Below are 19,701 nucleotides of genomic sequence, written 5' to 3'. Positions count from 1 at the left end.
CTTGCTCATGTTGCTCTTGCCACTCAACCTGGACTGCTTCCTCCGGGACCCAACCGTCCCAGTATCAGGCTGTCCAGCTCAGCGGGGGAACTTCAGTCTCGATGGTTTCACGAGTCTCCCAAGCCAGAGATTCGTTGTCCTCGGACATGATCTTGCGTCTACGTCTCAGCGGGATCCGCCCGTAGACCACGTACGGGCCGTTCTCAAGTACGACGACCCGGCGCCGCTCGTCGCCGCTCACCGGCGGAGCTCGGGTGCGACGTACTCGAAGGTCGGGCCGGCTGTTCTGCCGTCTCCGTCGGGTATCTCAGGTCGCCACCCCGAGCATCTTCGGGCTGCCGTTGCGGTGGCGCTTATGAGCAGTCAGTACCATCGCCGCCACCCTCCTCGACCTGATGGCGTCCCGTGTCGAAGCTCCCGGCTTGGCCGGCCACCGGGAAGCGGATCCGTGGCCGGCCCTGCCGATCCGATGTCCTCTGCCGTACGAAGCCGACCGCATCCTGCGCGGTCCAGGTGCTGACGGCGGTCAGTGGTGCATGAGCGGCATGATGGCCGATCCCAGGGTCATCGATCCGTCCCAGAGGTGGCGAAGGATCCGTGATGCTGGTGGAGATGTCCAAGGTTTCCGAAGCTCTGCGCAGTGTGGGCATGTCGCGGGTCAGCTACCGAAGAGCGCACACAAGGAGGAACAGTGCCAGCACTCCGGTGACCATGTCGCCGGGCTTCGATTCCCCCGCGGAGTGACCGAGATGCGCGGCTTGGTGCACCGCCGGGAGCCCCGGCAGGGCCTCGTGCGACGGGCCCGTCGGAGAGTACGTCATCCAGGCCATCGCCGCCGTGCCGGCCGCGTACGGCAGCCTCCGTGCGGTTGCGGTCAGTCTGGGCTCCTGGCAACGGCGGACAGCGGTCAGCGGGAACCAGAGTGTGGCGGCAGCAAAGAAGGCCGTCTGCGGCACCTCCGGCAGCATACGACGCCAATTCCACGGCATCATCGCCATGGCCAGGCCCATGCCGGTGTGCAGGCGATGGTCGACTCGCCTGGGCCATCCGGAACTCCGTGGCAGGACACCATGCCGCAGCGCGTGGATGGCCGCCGCCGCGAACAGCACTGCCAGCATGCAGTACACGAAATCAGTGGCCCTCACGCCTTGTCGCGCCTTCCCACAGAGCGGACGGGTTCGGTTCGGAACCGGCCAGTGCGAGCGGGCGGCAGGTCAGTCGGTGGGCCGCGGGGCGCGCAGATGGGCCCGCTGTGCCAGTTCCTCCTCGTCGACCAGCTCGAGCATGGGTTTGCCCGGCGCGCACATCATGGTCACGACGAACCGGGTCCGCGCATCCGCCAGCGCGTTGCCGTCCTGGTAATGGATCACGTCACCACCCGGCTCCCAGAACGTCCCGCCGGCCTCGACCACGCGCTCGAGCTCGCCCTCGAGTTCGAAACGCACCGCGCCCTCGATGACGTAACCGAACGCCGGCCCCGAGTGGCGGTGCGGCGGAGTTCCCGGGTCCCCGGGCTCCCACTCGACCTGAATCGTCGGACTTGACTCGCAGAGCCCGCTTCGGCCGGAGTGACGTCCCTCGTTGCCCTGGTGTGTCAGCCTTCCCGCTGTCCTTCGGTGCCGGCTCCGCCGGTCGTGCGTTCCTGCTCGACCTGGGCACGGAAAGCTGCCTCCTCCTTGCCCACCGTCACGGCTCCGTCGAGCACGGTGTCGATGTCGGGTTCGGGGATCACCACCGCGCCGGAGTCGTCGGCGAAGACGTACTGCCCCGGGTGCACGCCCACCCCCGCGACCACGATCGGCACGTTCGCCTGGTACGGCGTGATCACATCGCCGCCCCATCGCACGGCCTCCGCGGAACAGTAGGCCGCGAAGGGGTAGGACTGCAGCTGGGCGAAGTCTCGCAGCCGTGCGTCGGTGAGCACACCGGCCAGGCCGTGGCGCGCCAGCAGGGAAAGCTTGGTGCCGCCGCCGATGGAGACGTCGCGGTGGCCGTTGCTCGCCAGTACCAGCACCTTGCCCCGGGCATCGTCGGATTTGACGCCCACCGCCTGCTGGAACAGAGCGCCGAAGGTGTGGGTCTCGGGGTCCACCATCACCGAACAGGAGGGGAAGAAGGAGATCGTGACCGCCGGCCCGAACAGGACCCGGCCTGGTGTCGGAGTGACAAGGTCGTCAATGTGTGCGTGGTGCCGATGGATTCGTCTGAGGGCGTCGACGATGTCCGCGCATGCCAGCGACCGGGCCGCCCGAGCACGCCGCTCGGCCACCGCCTCTCGGTCTTCGCCTGGCGGGGCGGGGGTCACGGCAGCTCCAAGGTACGGATCGACATCAGGGTGAGCTGGAGCCGGCGTGGTCGGTCGACGAGCAGCACCTCGCACGCCGAGCACGCCGGACAGCGCACCACCATGCCGGGACAGCGCAGATAGACCCTGGTCTCGGCGACGCGGTGCCGATCCCCGCACTCGGCACACTCCAGGACGATCGTGGTTGCGTCCCGGCCCAGAGCCAGGGACATCGCCCCGGCGACGGCGTTGCCGTCCACATAGCCGTCCTCCGGGGGCACGGAGAGGAGGTCTTCCTCTGCGTTCACTGCGGGCCTCCTATCCGAACCTCTCGGTCCTCAACGAGTCGGCGTCCAAGCCGGCGTTGATCAGTCCGCGGGCGGCTTCCTCGACGAAGGCGGTCGGGCCGGACACGTAAGCCCGCAGCCGCGGCTCGCGAACACCACCCGGACGAAGCAGCGCGCTCAGCTGCTCGGCTCTCAGCCGGCCGTGCTCGAACCCCGCCGCGCGTTCGCGGGTCAGGTGGACGGTGCTCTCCGGCCCGTTGGGACTGCGCAGCTCGTCGGCGAAGATGACCCGGTCCGCGGTGCGCGCGGAGTACACCAGTCGCACCGGAGTGCCGTGAGCGCGGGCGGCCCGCCAGATGGCGCGCATCGGCGCGATGCCGGAGCCGCCGGCGACCAGGAGCAGCGGTACGTCGTCGCCGGGCTGCCACACGAAATAGCCCCCCACCGGTCCCATGACCTCCAGGGCATCACCGTCGGTGGCGACGTCGACCAGGTATGGAGACACTTCGCCGTCGTCCACGCGTTCCACGGTGATCTGCGGCGCCTCCCCGGGCGCGGAGGACAGCGAGAAGCTGCGGGTGGCCTGGTACCCGTCCTCGGCGGTGAGCCGGACGTCGATGTGCTGGCCGGCGACATGCCCCGGCCAGCCGGCGACTGCGAGCCGGATGCTGCGCGCCGAGGCGCTCTCACGCGCCGTACCGGCCACAGTGGCGGCTCGCCAGCCGTGAACGGGGCGCACGCGCGGTGGCATGGCTGAACGGTCAGTCACCGTAGTAGCGCTGTTCGAGGAACGGGTCACCGCGGTGGTGGTAGCCGGCGTTCTCCCAGAACCCTAGCTCGTCCTCGGGCATCACCCGGATCCCGCGCAACCACTTGGCAGATTTCCACAGATACAGGTGCGGCACCAGCAGCCGGACCGGCCCGCCGTGCTCGGCCGGGATCGGACCGCCCTCGTAGCCCACCGCGACCATCGCGTCGCGGTCCACCAGGTCCTCCACCGGGACGTTCGTGGTGTAGCCGCCGTACGAGGACACCAGCGCGTAGGGCTCGTCGGCCACCCCGGCGTCCTCCAGCACGGCCGCCACCGGAACGCCCTGCCAGGTCGTCCCCAGCTTGGACCAGTGCGTGACGCAGTGAATGTCGGTGGTCACGTCCACCACGCCCAGATCGCGCAGCGATGCCCACCCGTAGGTCCTCTCCGTGGTCCCGTCGGTGACCACCAGCTCCCACGCGCGGGTCGGTACGTGCTGGGTCGGGCCCGCCGTGAGGACCGGGAAGTCACTGGTGACGAACTGCCCCGGCGGGACCTCGCCTTCCGTGCGTCGAGGACGTCCCGTGAATCCGCGCGTGACCATGTGTCGCTCACCACCCATCGTATCGACAGCGTAACCAACCGTGAGCATTCTCGCCTCCGTCACGATCAGCAGCCCGGAAGCCGCCGACCGTGGCGTACACGGTGGAATCGGCCACCTTGACGGTCGCACCAACATCATCGTCGACACTGCCGGAGCCTGAACGCTCCGCGCCGCCACATCAGTGAGGCCCGCAGCCACCGCACCCTGGAGGTTCGTTCCAGACCCACGGATCTCCGTTGGATATCAGTGACCTTCTCGAGTCACTCGCACGACGCGACCGCTCAGGCGCCCGCCATCAATCCCTCGCGCATATGGAACGCCGCCATCCCGGGCGGACAAAGCGGCAGGTGTATCCGTTGGGATAGCGCTCCAAGTAATGTCGATGCTCGGGCTCGGCCTCCCAGAAGGGACCGACGGGTTCAATCTTTCCTCTGCTCTTCATCCACGTAATAGATCGCCGAGCGGTAGCTGAGACCGACGTCGTTACCCTGGCGGTTCTTCGTAGTTGGATCGTGGATCTGGAAGAAAAACTAATGCGGTGGCCGCGGTGTTCCGGGGTGACCAGCCGGTGCCGACCGCGGAACTGGACCGAGGCCGCAGTCCCGCCTCGCTGGCACGAGCCCCTGCTCGCCGAACTGCGCGGAGCAGACTTGTCGGAGCGGCGAGACGCGCCGGTTGGTTCTTCGACCGGCCATAACACCATCGGATGGGGCAATCTGGGTCAGAACCTTGCCCCGCCGACCGGCCGCCGGAGTCGCGATGTCGTACGACAACCTGGTCATCGTTCTCGCGGTAGCCGCCGGTGTCCCCTTCCTCCTCGCCCTGGTGCCCCGCGTCCCTCTCCCGGGCCCGGTCCTCGAGATCCTGGCTGGCGTCGTTCTTGGCCCGGCGGTGCTGAATGTGGTGCAGCCGGACGCCACCGTTCAGGCCTTGTCGATCATTGGACTGAGCTTCCTGTTGTTCCTTGCCGGGCTCGAGATCGACTTCAAGCAACTACGCGGGCCGCGTGCGAGGCTCGTCGGTATTGGTCTGGCCGGCACACTTGCGCTGGCCGCAGCCGTCGGCTGGATGCTGCACATCGCCGGGTTGTTCGAGAGCCCGCTGCTCCTCGGCACCGCGCTGGTGGCCACGTCTCTGGGACTTCTGGTCCCGATCCTCGAGGACGCCGGCGCGGTCGACCGGCCAGTTGGCCAGCTGACCATCGGTGGAGGCTCGGCAGGTGAGATCAGCGCTGTGGTGTTGCTGTCGCTGTTCTTCTCCGAGCATGCATCGGGCCCGGCTTCCAGGCTGCTTCTCCTGCTCGGCCTTGCTTGCCTGATGGTGCTCATCGTGGTGGCCTCAATACGCGCAGGACGCTCCATGTGGCTGTCCCAGACGGTAATGAACCTGGCGGACACGAGCGCTCAAGTCCGGGTCCGCTTGACCATGGTTCTGATCGTTGGTCTATCCGCGGTCGCCCTGCATCTCGGATTCGAGGCCGTTCTGGGTGCCTTCATCGCAGGGGCCGTGCTACGGCTGGTCGACCCCGACTCCGAACAGACGCACCCGCAGTTCCACGTCAAACTGGAGGGCCTCGGCTATGGCTTTCTCATCCCGGTCTTCTTCGTGACGAGCGGCATCCAGTTCGACCTTGGAGCCCTGTTCGCGGACGCCGGAACGGCGCTGCGGGTACCGATGTTCCTTGCCGCGCTCCTCCTCGTTCGTGGAGTGCCCGCATTGGTCTACCGCAGCGCCGGCCTCTCGCGCGCCGAGGTCATGGCCAGCGGACTCTTGCAGGCCACTTCGCTCCCGGTCATCGTGGCTGCGACGACGATCGGCTTGAAGTTGGAGGCGATCCGACCGGCTAACGCCGCCGCGCTGGTGGCGGCGGGCCTGCTGTCAGTGGTCGTGTTTCCTCTGACGGCCTTGCCATTGCTGAACCGTTCACGGGGATCCGCAAGATCGGGGCCCGAGAAGGAGGCGGAATGATTCGTCGCGACCGCCCACGCGCGGCGCGGGCACCCCGGTTCCGGAAGAACGTCGACCAGGCGCGGGACCGTGCTCCGGCTCACGGCCGCCCCAAAGACGCGGGCCAGGCAGGCACCGGCCCGGCCCGCCAGGGCAGAGCGCTACCCGCAGCCCGAGAGCGCTTCGTCTGCCGCAGGGACCAGATGCCCTCGACTGGGTTGAGGTCGGGGGCGTAGGGCGGCAGATGGTAGATGGTCAGCCAGTCCCGGGTCGCGGCGAACTCCCGTAGTTCTGCGGCCTTGTGGACGTTGAGATTGTCCCAGACGAGGACGATCGGGCCGCCGAGCTGGGTGTGGGCGGCGATGAGCAGGTCGCGGTAGTCGCGCCAGGAGAAACTCCGGCCGTTCTCCCAGTTCTTCACTGTCTACGGTGTGGTCTTCAGGGCCTGCGCCAACCGGGCCTGGGCGAGTTCGGGCGCGGCTGTTATAGGTCGAACTGGAGGTGCTCGATGTCGGTGAAGCGAACCTCCTCGAGCTGGCCGGCGCGGCGGCCGCTGTCCGCCGCAGGCGCTGCTCGGTGGCGGCCTGCTCCTGAGCCTCAAAGAGACGGGCGGCGTACTACAGCGGCAGGGCAACAAGTAGGTGCCTACTCAAGGCATTGTCGGCGGAATGGATCCTCGTAAGTGTCGAAGATGATGATGCCAGCGGAAGCTGTCAAGTCAAATGAGACAGTTTGAGGTTATGAGTTCTGTTTCTGAGGTTCTGTCTCGGGCCGGGGTTCGTTGATCCACACGGCGGAGGGCAGCGTGGGCGGCTGGGGGCGGCGGGCGAAGCGTTCGGGGTGTGCCGCGTATGCCTGGGTGAGGGTGATCGCTCGCTGCCGACGGACCAGGTCGGCGGTGCCGAAGTGGACGCTGGCCGGGGTGTGCAGGCCGATCGCCGAGTGCCGGTGTTCGTGGTTGTAGTAGGTGAGTAAGCCCTCGCACCAGTCGCGGGCGTGCTGCAGGGAGCCGAACCGGTCGGGGAAGTCGCCGCTGTACTTGATGGTCTTGAAGTGGGCTTCGCTGTAGGGGTTGTCGTCGGATACTTTCGGCCGGGAGTGTGAACGGGTGACGCCGAGATCCGTCAGCAGCTGGGCGACCGGCTTGGAGGTCATCGAGGTGCCCCGGTCGGCGTGGACGGTGTGCGGCACGACGCCGTTGGTTTCGATCGCGGCCCGGATCAACTCCTGGGCGATCAGGCTGTCTTCACGCGCGGCGACGGTCCAGCCGACCACGTAGCGGCTGTAGATGTCGATCAGGACGTACAGGTGGTACCAGTCGCCCTTGTCCGGTCCGCGCAGTTTGGTGATGTCCCACGACCACACTTGCGAGGGACCGTCGGCGACCAGTTCCGGCTTCACTTTCGCCGGGTGGGTGGCCTGGCGGCGGCGGTCGCCGTTCTGCCCGGCGGCCCGCAGGATCCGGTACATCGTCGAGGGCGAGCACCAGTAGTTCCCGGCGTCCAGTTCCCTGGCCCAGACCTGGGCGGGCGGCAGTTCGGCGTACTCCGGACGGTTCAGCAGTGCCAGGACCGAGTCCCGTTCGGCAGCGGACAAGGCCGAGGGCGGAGCCGGACGCGGCGCGCGCGCCATCGGCGGGCGGGGCTTGAGCTGCCGGTAGTGCGTCGCCCGGGAGCGGCCGGTCAGCCGGCACGCGGCCGCGGTGCCCAGCTGGGCTTGCAGGCCGGTGAACGCCTCGTCCACCACAGGGTCGACGGCGTCGCTCAGTCCGCGCTCTCGGCAAGCAATTCCAAGAGCGCGGAAGCTTTTCCCATGACCTGCAGTGCGGCATCCCGCTTGGCCAGGTCCTTCTCCAGCCGGGCGACCTTCTAACGCAGCCGCTCCAACTCCGCCTGCTCTGCTGCCTTTTTCGGCCTGGCGGCGCTGGTGCGCTGGTCGGTCAGGGTGGCCATCGCCCCGGCATCCCGGGCTGCCCGCCATTCGATGATGTGGGAGTGGTACAGCCGCTCACGGCGCAGGATCGCGCCTTTCTCACCGGTCGGGGCGGCGTCGTACTCGGCGACGATGCGCAGCTTGTACTCAGCGGAGAACCGGCGGCGGGTCGGCCTCGGTGCCGGGTCCTCGGACTCGGCTATCGGACCGTTCGTGCTGGTCATACGGGGGTGGACTCCTGTCTCGCCCAGGAAGGATAACCCGGCATACCCGGTGTCTCACCACAGACTGACAGGGAGGGGACGAGCTTCGCCAAGAACTCGTGAACCTCAACGAGCGAATAAGAGCCATCACCACCGCTCTGCGCCAGCTTCCCTCCAGTTGAACGGCCGCATGCAGCGCGGACCTCGGTCTCCTGGGGCCGGGCCGCCGCCGCGTGACATAGCCGGGCAGGCAAGCGCGCACCCACCAGAGCGCAAATGGCAGACCTGGCAGCTCAGTTATGGCGCACAGGCGCATCAGGGGCCTGATCGCGCCGCGGCCAGGAAGTACCAAGATCCCGGCGCATGGCCACCTGCGCTTCCTCAGCCGCCGCAAGATAGTCGCGAACATGACGGACAAAGTCCGGAGCTTCCGTGGTAGCCCCCGTGGCCACCAGGTCGCGGAGGTCACGAACCTTCCAAAAGGCCTGATTGGTAGGGTCCATCACCTCCCATGGAGCGATCAGCGCAAGCTCGTAGCGCAACGGATACAAGCTGCTGGACACGAACACCTCATGGGCCGCCGTCCGTGCTTCCCCCGCCGCACGTCCGTCGCGTGCTATCTCGTGCAGCCGTGTGTACACGTCCGACAGCCCTGCCATGAATGCCGCATAGGCTCGTCTACGCGTGTCTTGGTTCAGCGCCGCGCGGTCACGGCGCCAGCGAAGTCGATCAGCGAGAAGCGTGGAGCCGACGCCGACCACGGCGCCGATCAGCGTGTTCACCGGGGCCAACCAGTCCATGGACTGGACCTTATGGTGATGCCACTCGGATTTGAAAGTCACCTACCATAACGCTCAACTGGCCGACTACAGCGCGCAGTTACCACGAGGCTCTGTGAAAGCCATCGTGCTCGGCAATGATTCCTGCGGCCGGGAGGGGGGCGCGGTGAGCGGCGGGGTGGTTCGAAGAGGCTGGCTCGTACTTCGCCGGGTCGGTCGGCGGCGCTCCGCTCAGCATCGTCAAGCAGTACATCCAGCAGCAGAACCGGCCCCTCTGACTCCGGCTGAGGTCAACGTACGGATCCATGTTGGCGGCTGAGGTCACAGCGGGTCAAAGATTCGCTCCACCACCGGGCTGAAGCCCGGTGCACTGCGAATAGACCCGGTAGCGGTTGCGGTCCTCGGCCGCCCCCGGAGGGTGACCGCCACTGCTTCGGTGCGAGTGGGCGATCGCGGCCATTCCTGGCAGGCGGGCACCAACCACGGGCCGGGCCGTGAGCGACCGGCGGGTCAGCGCCGGGCGCCTTGTGGGGCAGGCCGTCAGGCGGTCCGGCTGTCGTACAAGACGGGGGTCCAGCGGCGTCCGCGGGATCTGGCCGAACCTCGTGCCGGGCATCCAGCCGAGATCTCGGGCCTGGTGGTCGTCGGTGGGCTCGGTGACCCGGATGTCGGCGTCCATGTAGATCACGGTCATCACGCGGCGCGCCACCGTGCCGTTACGCGCGGCGGCCAGTGATGGGAGATGCCTCGGGAATTCGGGGCCTGGCAGATGGTCTACGACCGTTTCGTACAGTGGCGCGACGCCGGTGTGTCCGCCGTGCTGATGGACGGGATGATCGCTGGGGCCGCCCGGCGGGGCCAGGCGGACCTGTCCCTCCTTGGTCAGCGAGAACTCCACGGTGACCCGCGCACACCACGACGCGGCCGGGATGGTGGTCGCTCCGGCAGGTCCTGGCGGCGTTGGAGGAGGTCGCGAAGGAGGGACAGGGTCGGCGGAACCCTCAAGGTGCGCGGGCCAGTCGGTCGTCCGCGCACCCGTCCCGTCGCGGCTGCCGCTGACGAGACGCCCGAGGATCACGTGGTGGGACTTCAGCTGCGCGGATCCATCATCTGGATGCCCAGCCTCAACCCGGGGGCAGCGGTATCGGCGCCCGACTGGTTGCCGGACGCCGATACCCGTCAGGTCAGGCCGGTGCCGTGACGGCGCGGCCGAGATGCCGGGCGAAGAACTGGACCGCGCTGTCGGCCTCGAACCTGGGCAGCTCCTTATGCATGCCCGCGTTGGCGTGCAACGTCTTTTCCTTCGAGGCGAAGGCGTCAAACAACGCGAGACCGGATTGGCGCGGGATGTGCTCGTCGTCCCACTGGAGCACAAACTGGACCGGAATGGTGATCTGCCTCGCCGTCTCGGCCAGGGCATCGGGCCAGTGGAGGCCGAAGACCGCGGCGGTGATCCTGGGTTCGACCGCCGTCAGCGGCACTCCGATCGCCGTGCCCATATTCAGGCCGAAGTAACCGACCGGCACTTCGGTGCCGATCTCCGGCAGTTCCTGGAGGGCGTCCAGGGTCGCCTGCCACTCCGGCACGGCACGCTCCGCCAGGTGGGCGGACGACGATCGGGCCGACCGGCTCGCCCGCCGCCATCGCCTGCCGTAGCGCGGCGATCTCCCGCTCGTCGACCGCCGTGCGCGGCCGGCCGCCGTGACCGGGCGCGTCGATGGTGGCGACGTGGAAACCGCAGCCGGTCACGAGGCGGTGTGCACGGCCCACCATTCCCGGCCACTTCTTGTGCGTTCCGCCACCGTGACCCATCAGCACCAGAGGCGCGCGCTCGGAGCCGGAAGCCGGCGACCAGAGCACACCGGTGACCTCACCCACAGTGAAGTCGCGTTCGACGACGCTGTTCGACGACGTCTCCGCAGTGAATTGCACAGAATGCAAGGTTGTTGCCTTTCGGGAGTGCCTTGTCGTTGAGGCGCTCCCGGCGACATCTACGTCAGTCGCCCGTCCGTGACGAAGAGGGGGAGCACCCACACAGATACAGCGTTCATGGGTCTCACCTCCTCGCGCGGCGTCACGGTATGCCGCACGCTACCAATCGAGCGTCGTCCCGCCCAAACCCTTTTCCTCCGACCAACTGCGGCTCCGTCCATGTTTCAGCCTGAGCGACAGTCTCCGATCCACACGCAGTGGTCGCGGTCGATGAACTGACTTGAATCAGTGGTACGAGCGATCACTTGTCGTCGTCCGGGTCCCGCGGATCGACTCCCTCGACGTCACCGTGACCTGCCACGGCCCTTGTGCCACTGAGGTCATGTGCGGGTGCCCGGCGCTGGCCCGGACGCGCCGCATGTCATGGCCGTTGTACGGGTTGGCAGAGGTCGTTGGCCGTGCGCAGCACCGGCGGTCCGGTCAGCTCCGCGGAGTCCAGGCGTGCCGCGGTTCGGACGAGGAAGGAGTGGGTCTCCCCGGCGAGGAGGGTGACGAGCATTTCGTCGGTCTCGGCGTCGGGGGCGAGCCGGTCGGCGAGCAGGGCCACGTCCCGGGTGAAGGAGGTGGCGCGCACGTCCACTCGGTAGCCGCCGTCCACGGCGGTGGCGCGCGCGGTCAATGCCCCTGGCTCATAGGCGAGTTCGAGGTCTGCCAGGAAGGGCTGGACGGCGCGGGCCTCATCGCTCGTCGCCACGAGGACCTCGCGCCTCGGGTCGTCCGCCTTCAGCAACGAGCCGGGAAGGTCGAGACGGGCTACGGACCGGGGTGCCACGTCCAGCTCGATGGCGGCCGCGTCCTTCATGTCGCCGTCGAAGGACTGCCGTTCGGCCCGCACCGTGCCGGTCCACACTCTGTCGGTATCGTTCACGGCGATCAGCACCGAACGCCCGTCACGCGGTTGGATCGTGAGCAGCCGTGGAGCGTATGCGTGGCGCAGGGCGTACCACAATGGTTTGGGCCGGCCGTCGCCGTCCACGGCCGCCCAGGAGGTGACCGGCCAGCAGTCGTTGAGCTGCCAGACGACGGCGCCTGCGGTACGCGGCCACCAAGAGCGGAAGTGCTCGATACCGAAGGCCACCGCTCGAGCCTGGTTGAGTTGAGTGGTCCAGTGCCAGTCGGCGAAGGTGGTGGGCCGGGGCAGGTGCGGGGCGAAGCCGCGATCGAGTTTGCCGTTCCCGTCCTCGGCCTTCTGGTGGAGGAGGAATGCCGGCGAGGTGGGGGTGAGCGGCTTGTCGTGGATCCAGCGCTCCAGGGTGGCCCAGGTGGGAGGCGCCTGGAAGCCGAACTCGGAGCAGAACCGCGGAATGTGCTCGCGGTAGGCGGTGTAGTCGGCCGCGTTCCACACCCGCCATTCGTGCCGGGTGCCGTGGTTCTCGTCGTTGGGATGCACCTGGCCGAGCGGGAGGCCGGGGCTGTACGGGCTGTTGGCGGCATAGAACCGAGTGGGGTCGAGCTCAGCGACGATCTGCGGCAGCAGCTCGGTGTAGTAGCCGTACCCCCAGGTACGGTCGTCCAGTTCCTCGCGCCAGCCCCAGTCGCAGTAGCCCCACATGTTCTCGTTGGCACCGTTCCACAGTGCCAGAGAGGGGTGGGAGGCGAGGCGGGCGACGTTCTCGCGCGCCTCGGCCTCGACCTCGGAGCGCAGCGGCTCATCCTCGGGGTACGCGGCGCAGGCGAAGGGGAAGTCCTGCCAGACGAGCATGCCGCGCTCGTCGCACACGTCGTAGAAGTCATCGGTCTCGTAGATACCGCCGCCCCACACCCGCAGCAGGTTGATGTGGGCGCCGAGGGCCTGGTCGACTCGCCGGGACAGGCGCTTGCGGGTGATCCGGGTGAGAAAGTGGTCGTCGGGGATCCAATTGGCACCCTTGACGAAGACGGGCTTGCCATTGACGACGACGGTGAAGGGCGTGCCGACCTCGTCCGGAGTGACGTCGACGGTCAGGGTGCGGAAGCCGATACGGCGGGTCGCGGCGCCGAGCTTCGCACCCGCGCCGTCGCGGAGTTCCACGACGAGGTCGTACAGCGGCTGATCCCCGTAGCCGCTGGGCCACCACAGCGCAACGTCCGGGATCTCGATCGTGACCACCGCTGAGGTTTCCCTCGCAAGGACCTCGACGTGGACCTCACGCCCGTTCGCCCGGACAGCCAGCACCAGTTGGCGGTCGTCGCCAGTCCCCGCATGTTCGATCTCGGCGTGCACCTCGACCCGCCCGGTGCCGTCGTTCGACACCGTCGCCAGTGGCCGCACTCGTGCGAGTCGCGCCGTGGCCCACCGTTCCAGCCGCACCGGCTTCCAGATGCCCGCGGTCTGCAGGTCCGGCCCCCAGTCCCAGCCGAAGCTGCAGGCCATCTTGCGGACCATGTTGAACGGATGCGGGTAGGTGCGGCTGCGGCGCCCCAGCTCGCGTTCGACCTCCTCCGCGTACTCCAGTGCCGAACGGAAGGAGACCACCAGCTCGTTGGCGCCGGACCGCAGCGCCTCGCGCGCATCGAACCGGTACGAGCGGTGCATGTTCGCCGTGGCGCCCAGCACGTGTCCGTTGAGTTCGATGGCGGCCACCGTGTCCAGGCCGTCGAAGGCCAGGTCGGCGCGCTCGTCCGGGGCCGGGGCCTCGGCGTCGAAGGTGAGCGCGTAGCGCCATGCGGTGCGGTGCGCCCAGACCAGCTCCTCCTCGGCCCGGTCGAGGTAGGGGTCGGGGATCAGCCCGGCGGCGAGCAGGTCGAGGTGGACGCTGCCCGGCACCTGCGCCGGCACGGTCCTGCCGGCAATGTGCGCGGGGATCGGCCCGGTGGTTGCCGACAGCCGCCAGCCGTCGTGCAGGGTCTGACGGAACATGCTCGATCACTCCCGTTGTTCGCGGTGGACGGTCGGGCACCTCAGCCCTCGACGAAGCCAAGGAACGGGGCCCTTCACGAAATGACACTGCAGGAATGGGTAGGCCGCACGACGATCAGAAGTGGCCCGGGCCCAGACGGCGCATGGGCGACCGGTCGCCGAGCCCGGGGCGTTGATGCTCCCGATCAGTCGAGCCGGTAGAGCTTGGGCTTCTTGTGCTCGCTTGGGCTTCTTGTGCTCGCTTGGGCTTCTTTTTCTCGCCCCTGGCGCTACACAGCCAAGCACTTCAGCCACCTCAGCTGCACGGACCGGTGTTCCGCCGCGCCGCCTTCGTGGCCGTTCCACGGGTAGATCTCGATGGACTTCTCCGGGTGGGCCCAGTGGTTGTACGAGGCGAAGACCGTCGAGGGCGGGCATGTCTGGTCCATCAGCGCCACCGAGTACAGCGCCGGGCACGCGGCCCGGGCCGCGAAGTGCTGGCCGTCGAAATAGGACAGCGTGCGGAAGACCTGCTCGTCCGCGCCCCGCTGCGTCTTCAGGAAGCGGACGATCTCCTGGTACGGCTCGTTGTTCGTGATCTCCAGCGCGCGGCGGAAGTGGGTCAGGAACGGCACGTCCACCAGCGCCGCGGCCACGTCGTCCCGCAGCCCGGCCACCGCGGTGGCGATGCCGGCGCCCTGGCTGCCGCCGCTGAGGTACATCGGGTCCGGGGCCACGGCGGGGTGGCTCCTCGCGGCGTCCACCGCCCGGACGGCGTCGGTGAAGACCCGGCGGTAGTAGTAGTGCTCCGGAGCGAGGATGCCGCGGGTCATGAAGCCCGGACTCTGGGGGTTCGCGCCACCGCAGGGGTCCGCGGTGGCGCCTGTGTGGTCGCCTTCCGACGCGCCCTGGCCGCGGGTGTCCACGACGAAGACCGCGCGGCCGGAGGCGGGCCAGAGCAGATGGTCGTGCGGGGTGCCGCGGCCGCGGTGGTAACCGACGTAGAGCATGACGCAGGGCACGGGACCGGCCGCATGCTTCGGCACGACCAACCAGCCCGATACACGGTGTCCACCCCACCCGGCGAACGAGGCGTCGTACACCTCGACTTCAGTCAGACCCGCGTCGTACGGGCGGAACTCTTCCGCCAGGTCGCAGCCGCCGGCCTCGTCCAGGGTGCTCTTCCAGAAGGCGTCGAAGTCCTCGGGCTCGACGCGCTCGGGGCGGTATGTACGCAGTTCAGCCAGGGGCATGTCGAACAGGGCCATGCGGAGGCTCCCAGGGGTATGTGCGGTGCACTGCGTCTGACACAGAGCCGGAAGGTGCGAAGCAGGACAAGGGCAGCAGGACTAGGGCTCTTCTGGTCGATTCCGCTTCTGAAGTAGGGATGCAAGCGTTCCCAATAGCGTGCATCGGCTTCCTCTCTGCCCCATGTCCCCTTCCAGTAAAGGCCTCAAATGTGCCCGAAGAACAGCCCCTTGACGCATTCTGCAAGCGCATGCAAGCGTTGCAGGAGGAGGAGGTGAGCGATGACCGTCAACGCACGTGCCGCCATCGTCGGCACCGGAAGTCGCGCACAGCTTTTCACCGAAGGGCTCGCCCACCGCGAGCGCTTCGAGGTCGCCGCCCTCTGCGACCCCAACCCGGTGCGTATGGCGCACCACAACCAGCTGCTGGCCGCCGCTGGGCGGCCGCCGGCCCGCACCTACGCCCCGGAGGGCTTCGCGGAGCTGCTACGCGCCGAACGTGTCGACACCCTCGTCGTCACCACCGTCGACGCGCTGCACGACGCGTACATCGTTCCGGCGCTGCGCGCGGGCTGCCGAGTTGTGACCGAGAAGCCCATGACCACTGATGCCCAGCGCTGCCGCGGCATTCTGGACGCCCTCACCGAGACCGGCGGCGACCTGTCGGTGGCCTTCAACTACCGTTTCAACCCGGTGCACGAGCTGGTCCACAGGGAGTTGCGTCGCGGCGCGGTCGGCGACATCCTCTCCGTGCACTTCGAGTGGCTGCTGGACGTGCGCCACGGAGCCGACTACTTCCGCCGCTGGCACCGGGAGAGGGAGAACAGCGGGGGCTTGATGGTGCACAAGGCAGGCCACCACTTCGACCTTGTCAACTGGTGGCTGGGTGCCCGCCCGGAACGGGTCTTCGGCCTGGGTCGACTCGGCTTCTACGGACGTGAGAACGGCGAGCGCACCGGCTACCGCCGCGACTACGACCGTGCCCAGGGCTCGTCCGCCGCAGCGGAAGACCCCTTCGCCCTGCACCTGGAGGACAACGAGGGCCTGCGTGCCCTGTACTTGGAGGCGGAGAAGGAAGACGGCTACCACCGCGACCGGAACGTCTTCGGCGACGGCATCACCATCGAGGACGACATGGCGGTCCTGGTGCGCTACGACACGGGGGCAACCATGTCCTACCACCTCACCGCCTACTCCCCCTGGGAAGGCTATCGCGTGATGTTCAACGGCACCGGCGGCCGGCTGGAACTGGAGGTCGAGGAGAGCGCATGGCAGCGGCCGAACACGAAGCTCACCTCTGCCAAGGGCGCCGTGCACGGCGACACCGCGCTGGAGAACGCCGGTGGTGCGCGCATCCTCGTACGGCCGCTGTGGCAGCCGCCGTACGAGGTGGACATCCCGGAGTTCGACCACGCAGGGCACGGCGGCGGGGACGCGCGGATGCTGCGGGCGCTGTTCGACGGCGAGACGGGCGAGGACGGCAGCGCGCCGACCGCCACGGCGGTGGACGGCGCGCTCGCGCTGGCCACGGGGCTTGCCGCCAACGCCGCCTTCGAGCAGGGTGAACCGGTGAACATCGACGACGTGGTACGCGTCAAATGAACGCCACCATGGCCGACGTGGCACGTGAAGCGGGGGTGTCCGCATCGACCGTCTCGCGTGTCTTCAGCCTGCCGGAAGCAGTACGAGCCGACACCCGGGAACGGGTGCTCGCGGTCGCCCGGCGTTTGGACTTCACGCCCAACCGAGCGGCTAGCTCGCTCGCCCGCGGCCGCACGCGGACCTTGGGCCTGCTGGTGCCGGACGTGGTCAACCCGTACTACGCGGAGATCATCAAGATTGTGCAGCACCGGGCGCGCGCCAAGGATCACGCGCTCTTCCTGGCCGACACCGGCGACGACCCCGCCGACGGCTTCGAGCTGGCGCAGGCCATGGCCCGGCAGACCGACGGACTGCTGCTCGCCGGCCCTCGGATGACCGACGACATGGTGCGTGAGCTGGCGCAGGCGGGCCCGGTGGCGCTGATCGGCGCCCGGCTGCCGGTGACCGACAGCGCGTACGCGGAGCTCACGACCGGCATGCGGCAGGCGGTCCGGCATCTGGCGGCGCTCGGCCACACCCGGATCGTGTACGTCAACGGCACCCGCACCGCCCGAACGGTCGGGCACCGGCAGCCGATGCAGGAGGCGTGCGACGAGTACGCGGTGGAACTCGTCGAGCAGCTGGGCCCGTTCGACCTCACCTTCGACAACGGTGTGGCCGCTGCGGATCTGGTGCCCACCAGCGGCGCGACTGCGATCATCGCGCACAATGAGATGGTGGCGCACGGCGTCGCCTGCGGTCTGGCCCGGCAAGGGCGGTCGGTGCCGGGGGACTTCAGCCTGGTGACGGTCGACGACACGTTCATGGCGCGCACCATCCATCCGGCGCTCACCGCGCTGCACATCCCCATCGACGTGATGGGCGCCCGGGGGGTGGACCTGCTGCTGCAGCGGATCGAAGACCCGGACAGTGAGCCCCGGCATGCCGCGCTTCCCACGAGCCTGGTCGTGCGCGACTCGACCGGGCGGCCGGGCGCCGCGGCCTCGTGAGCCGCCCGCGCAACTGACCCCGCGCGGAGCTCCGTCGTCGCTTTCCCGGTCCCCGGTAACTGCGACGCCCGCGGCCACCCCCGCCCGGCCCGGCTCCGCACTGGCACCGACCTCCGGAAGAAGACCAAGTCTCGAAAAGAGGGAGCTCACGGCATGACCACGCCTGCAATCGAGGAGACCCTGTTGCCGGCCCCCGAGGACATCGCCTTCTACCGCGAGCACGGCTGGTGGATCTCCCCGGTGATCCTGCCCACCGAGGTCCTGGACACCGCCGAGCGCGGCATGGCCCGCTACTACGCGGGCGACCTCGACACCCCCGACGACGGGTGGACCGCACCCCCGGCCGAGGGACTACGCAAGAACGACTACACCTCCCTGCATGTACGCGAGCTCGCGCAGCTCGTGGCCCAGCCGCTCATCGCCGCCACCGCCGCCAGGCTGGCGGGCACGGACAGCATCCGCCTCTGGCACGACCAGCTGCTGTACAAGCCGCTCGACAGCCCGGGCACGGCCGCCAACGTGGGCTGGCACACCGACCGCCAGTACTGGCAGCCGTGCACCAGCGAGGAGATGCTGACCGCCTGGGTCGGCTTCCACGACGTGGACGAGACCGGCGGCTCCGTCTCCTTCCTGGACGGCAGCCACCGCTGGGACGTCTCCGGCCTGGACTTCTTCTCCCAGGACCTGGGCCGCCTGGAGACGGAGATCATCCGCCAGGGCCACGCCCTCGACATTCGCCACACGCGCATGCGGCGCGGCCAGGTCAGCTTCCACCACTGCCGCACCGTGCACGGTTCGGGCCCCAACCTCGGGGCCGGACCCCGGCGTTCCCTGGCCATCCACCTCCAGCCCGGCGACAACCGCTACCGCTCGGGCACGGCCGGCCACGGCAACGACCACCTCGTACGCCCACGGGGCGGCATCCCCGACTACGCCGACCCCGACGTCTGTCCTCAACTGTGGCCATAGGCGGCACTGCGCCCGATCGAGCAGCGGAAGCCGGACCACCGGCACGAACCGACAACTGGCCTGCAGGCTTCCGAGAACAGGTGCATGGACCCCCACGCCCACCGTGGATTCCGTCCTCCCGTACGTCGCCGATTCCGAAAGGACGCCCCGGTCATGCCCGTTGACCCGTCCACGACCGCGACCACACCGGTCCGCACCCCAACCGCCCTTGACGACTACCTCTTCGACCTGCGCGGCTACCTGATTCTCGAACGGGCCCTGGAACCCGACCTGGTGGACGCGCTGTGCGCCGGCCTCGACGCCATCCCCTCGCTGGAGCCCTTCGGCTGGTGGGGAAACGTCCACCGGGCAGACGCACACCCGGAACAGCAGGGCGTGGAACTGCAGAACGTCGTGGAGGCCGGAGAACCGTTCGAGCGCCTCATCGACCACCCGTCGTGGCTTGCGTATGTACACCGCTACTGCGGCGAGCAGGGCACCTACGTGGACGGGCTGTTCATCGACGAGTGCTTCGCCTCGATCCGCCGCTCCGGCGGCTTCTTCCCCGTCCACTCCGGCGGTTACCGCAAGGCGATGCGCGGTCAGTACATGTACAGGGACGGAGTCTTCCGCTGCGGCCAGGTCAACATCCTGATGGCCCTGACCGACATCGGCCCCGGCGACGGCGGCACGCTCATCGTCCCCGGCAGCCACAAGTCGAACCTGCAGCACCCGCAGTACGAGACGTTCAAGGACTGGGACACCGGTATGGACGCCATGGAGGGCGTGGAGGAGGTGCGACTGAACAAGGGCGACGCGCTGCTCTTCTGCGACGGCCTGGCGCACGGGGCCTCCTCCCGCACGAACCCCGGAGAGCGCCGCGTGGTCATCTACCGCTACGGCCCGTCCTGGGGGGCCACCCGGCATGGCTACCAGTACTCCGACGAGCTGCTGGCCCGCCTCACCCCACAGCGGCGCACGATCCTTCAGCCGGTCGTGCCGCGCCGACCGTCACACTGACGCTTGCTCGCCCGGCTGATCGATTCGGTCGGGGACAGCGCTTCTTCGGGCAGCTGTACTTCGTCGAATCGGTCGATGGCGCGCAACGCCGGCTCGGCCGCCCGGCGGCCCATGTACACGATTTTTGGGCCGCCGGAAGCCGGCCAGGGCGAGCACCACGCCGCCGTGGGAGCACGCCTGGCGCGGCCGGACCAGCAGCCTGGCCGGACCGGCCGGGGTCGCACTGCGGCGGATCATCGGGATTCCGTGCAAGGCGGGGGTCTCCCAGCCGGGGCATACGAGCACTTCAACGGCACGC

Annotated in this window: 16 protein-coding genes and 6 pseudogenes; 6 read left to right on the top strand and 16 right to left on the bottom strand. The window is 68.6% G+C overall.

The genetic code is table 11. The features are described from left to right. Positions 1–662: 662 nt before the first annotated feature. The 7 genes and pseudogenes from ACZ3TS_RS37875 to ACZ3TS_RS37845 all read right to left on the bottom strand — a co-directional run. Positions 663–1,145, bottom strand: a complete 483-nt coding sequence (locus ACZ3TS_RS37875) for a DUF5134 domain-containing protein (RefSeq protein WP_467626550.1) — start codon at positions 1,143–1,145, stop codon at positions 663–665. A 69-nt stretch (positions 1,146–1,214) separates the two neighbouring features. Next, positions 1,215–1,544 (bottom strand): annotated as a pseudogene (locus tag ACZ3TS_RS37870) (cupin domain-containing protein); the annotation flags it as partial. A 50-nt stretch (positions 1,545–1,594) separates the two neighbouring features. Then, a complete protein-coding gene (locus ACZ3TS_RS37865) occupies positions 1,595–2,269 on the bottom strand; it encodes an RraA family protein (protein ID WP_467626553.1) in 675 nt (224 codons plus the stop codon). A 32-nt stretch (positions 2,270–2,301) separates the two neighbouring features. Further along, entirely contained in the window at positions 2,302–2,592 is a 291-nt protein-coding gene (locus tag ACZ3TS_RS37860; RefSeq protein WP_079161720.1) for a DUF6510 family protein, read from the bottom strand. A gap of 10 nt (positions 2,593–2,602) precedes the next feature. Beyond that, positions 2,603–3,322, bottom strand: coding sequence for an FAD-binding oxidoreductase (locus ACZ3TS_RS37855; RefSeq protein WP_467626548.1), 720 nt, complete (start codon positions 3,320–3,322; stop codon positions 2,603–2,605). Between the two features lie 10 nt (positions 3,323–3,332). Further along, positions 3,333–3,926, bottom strand: a complete 594-nt coding sequence (locus ACZ3TS_RS37850; protein ID WP_467626545.1) for a molybdopterin-dependent oxidoreductase — start codon at positions 3,924–3,926, stop codon at positions 3,333–3,335. Between the two features lie 295 nt (positions 3,927–4,221). Then, a pseudogene (locus tag ACZ3TS_RS37845) lies at positions 4,222–4,456 on the bottom strand (peptide-methionine (S)-S-oxide reductase); the annotation flags it as partial. A 229-nt stretch (positions 4,457–4,685) separates the two neighbouring features. Here ACZ3TS_RS37845 and ACZ3TS_RS37840 point away from each other — a divergent pair. Continuing rightward, complete coding sequence (locus tag ACZ3TS_RS37840; protein WP_467626543.1) at positions 4,686–5,894, top strand: cation:proton antiporter; 1,209 nt, start codon at positions 4,686–4,688, stop codon at positions 5,892–5,894. A 148-nt stretch (positions 5,895–6,042) separates the two neighbouring features. Here ACZ3TS_RS37840 and ACZ3TS_RS37835 read toward each other — a convergent pair. The 5 genes and pseudogenes from ACZ3TS_RS37835 to ACZ3TS_RS37815 form a co-directional block, all read right to left on the bottom strand. Next, positions 6,043–6,273, bottom strand: a pseudogene (locus tag ACZ3TS_RS37835) (transposase); the annotation flags it as partial. A gap of 83 nt (positions 6,274–6,356) precedes the next feature. Next, positions 6,357–6,547, bottom strand: a pseudogene (locus ACZ3TS_RS37830) (telomere-protecting terminal protein Tpg); the annotation flags it as partial. A gap of 64 nt (positions 6,548–6,611) precedes the next feature. Then, positions 6,612–7,619: an IS3 family transposase gene (locus ACZ3TS_RS37825; RefSeq protein ID WP_467626540.1), complete on the bottom strand. Its 1,008-nt coding sequence runs from the start codon at positions 7,617–7,619 to the stop codon at positions 6,612–6,614. 122 nt (positions 7,620–7,741) lie between these two features. Beyond that, on the bottom strand, positions 7,742–8,029 hold the full coding sequence (locus tag ACZ3TS_RS37820; protein ID WP_467626538.1) for a transposase: 288 nt from the start codon (positions 8,027–8,029) through the stop codon (positions 7,742–7,744). A 272-nt stretch (positions 8,030–8,301) separates the two neighbouring features. Beyond that, entirely contained in the window at positions 8,302–8,808 is a 507-nt protein-coding gene (locus ACZ3TS_RS37815; protein WP_467626536.1) for a hypothetical protein, read from the bottom strand. A gap of 170 nt (positions 8,809–8,978) precedes the next feature. Between ACZ3TS_RS37815 and ACZ3TS_RS37810 the strand changes: the two are divergent. Next, positions 8,979–9,065 (top strand): annotated as a pseudogene (locus tag ACZ3TS_RS37810) (IS200/IS605 family transposase); the annotation flags it as partial. A gap of 53 nt (positions 9,066–9,118) precedes the next feature. Here ACZ3TS_RS37810 and ACZ3TS_RS37805 read toward each other — a convergent pair. From ACZ3TS_RS37805 to ACZ3TS_RS37790, 4 genes and pseudogenes are all read right to left on the bottom strand, one after another. Continuing rightward, on the bottom strand, positions 9,119–9,685 hold the full coding sequence (locus tag ACZ3TS_RS37805; protein ID WP_467626534.1) for a hypothetical protein: 567 nt from the start codon (positions 9,683–9,685) through the stop codon (positions 9,119–9,121). Between the two features lie 286 nt (positions 9,686–9,971). Further along, positions 9,972–10,728, bottom strand: a pseudogene (locus ACZ3TS_RS37800) (dienelactone hydrolase family protein). Between the two features lie 412 nt (positions 10,729–11,140). Further along, complete coding sequence (locus tag ACZ3TS_RS37795; RefSeq protein WP_467626531.1) at positions 11,141–13,618, bottom strand: glycoside hydrolase family 2 protein; 2,478 nt, start codon at positions 13,616–13,618, stop codon at positions 11,141–11,143. A gap of 269 nt (positions 13,619–13,887) precedes the next feature. After that, positions 13,888–14,865, bottom strand: coding sequence for an acetylxylan esterase (locus tag ACZ3TS_RS37790; RefSeq protein WP_467626529.1), 978 nt, complete (start codon positions 14,863–14,865; stop codon positions 13,888–13,890). A 261-nt stretch (positions 14,866–15,126) separates the two neighbouring features. Between ACZ3TS_RS37790 and ACZ3TS_RS37785 the strand changes: the two genes are divergently transcribed. From ACZ3TS_RS37785 to ACZ3TS_RS37770, 4 genes are all read left to right on the top strand, one after another. Continuing rightward, positions 15,127–16,446 (top strand): Gfo/Idh/MocA family protein, encoded by a 1,320-nt coding sequence (locus ACZ3TS_RS37785; protein ID WP_467626526.1) that lies wholly within the window; start codon positions 15,127–15,129, stop codon positions 16,444–16,446. 17 nt (positions 16,447–16,463) lie between these two features. Continuing rightward, on the top strand, positions 16,464–17,435 hold the full coding sequence (locus ACZ3TS_RS37780) for a LacI family DNA-binding transcriptional regulator (protein ID WP_467626524.1): 972 nt from the start codon (positions 16,464–16,466) through the stop codon (positions 17,433–17,435). Positions 17,436–17,588: 153 nt separating this feature from the next. Continuing rightward, complete coding sequence (locus ACZ3TS_RS37775) at positions 17,589–18,404, top strand: phytanoyl-CoA dioxygenase family protein (protein ID WP_467626521.1); 816 nt, start codon at positions 17,589–17,591, stop codon at positions 18,402–18,404. A gap of 153 nt (positions 18,405–18,557) precedes the next feature. Further along, the gene (locus ACZ3TS_RS37770) at positions 18,558–19,403 is read left to right on the top strand and encodes a phytanoyl-CoA dioxygenase family protein (protein ID WP_467626519.1); all 846 of its coding nucleotides are present in this window, start codon (positions 18,558–18,560) and stop codon (positions 19,401–19,403) included. Positions 19,404–19,701: the final 298 nt, after the last annotated feature.

The organism is Streptomyces sp. NPDC022910, assembly GCF_055561075.1.
Note: the sequence above shows the minus strand (reverse complement) of the source record. Positions and strands in the feature narration are given on the sequence as shown.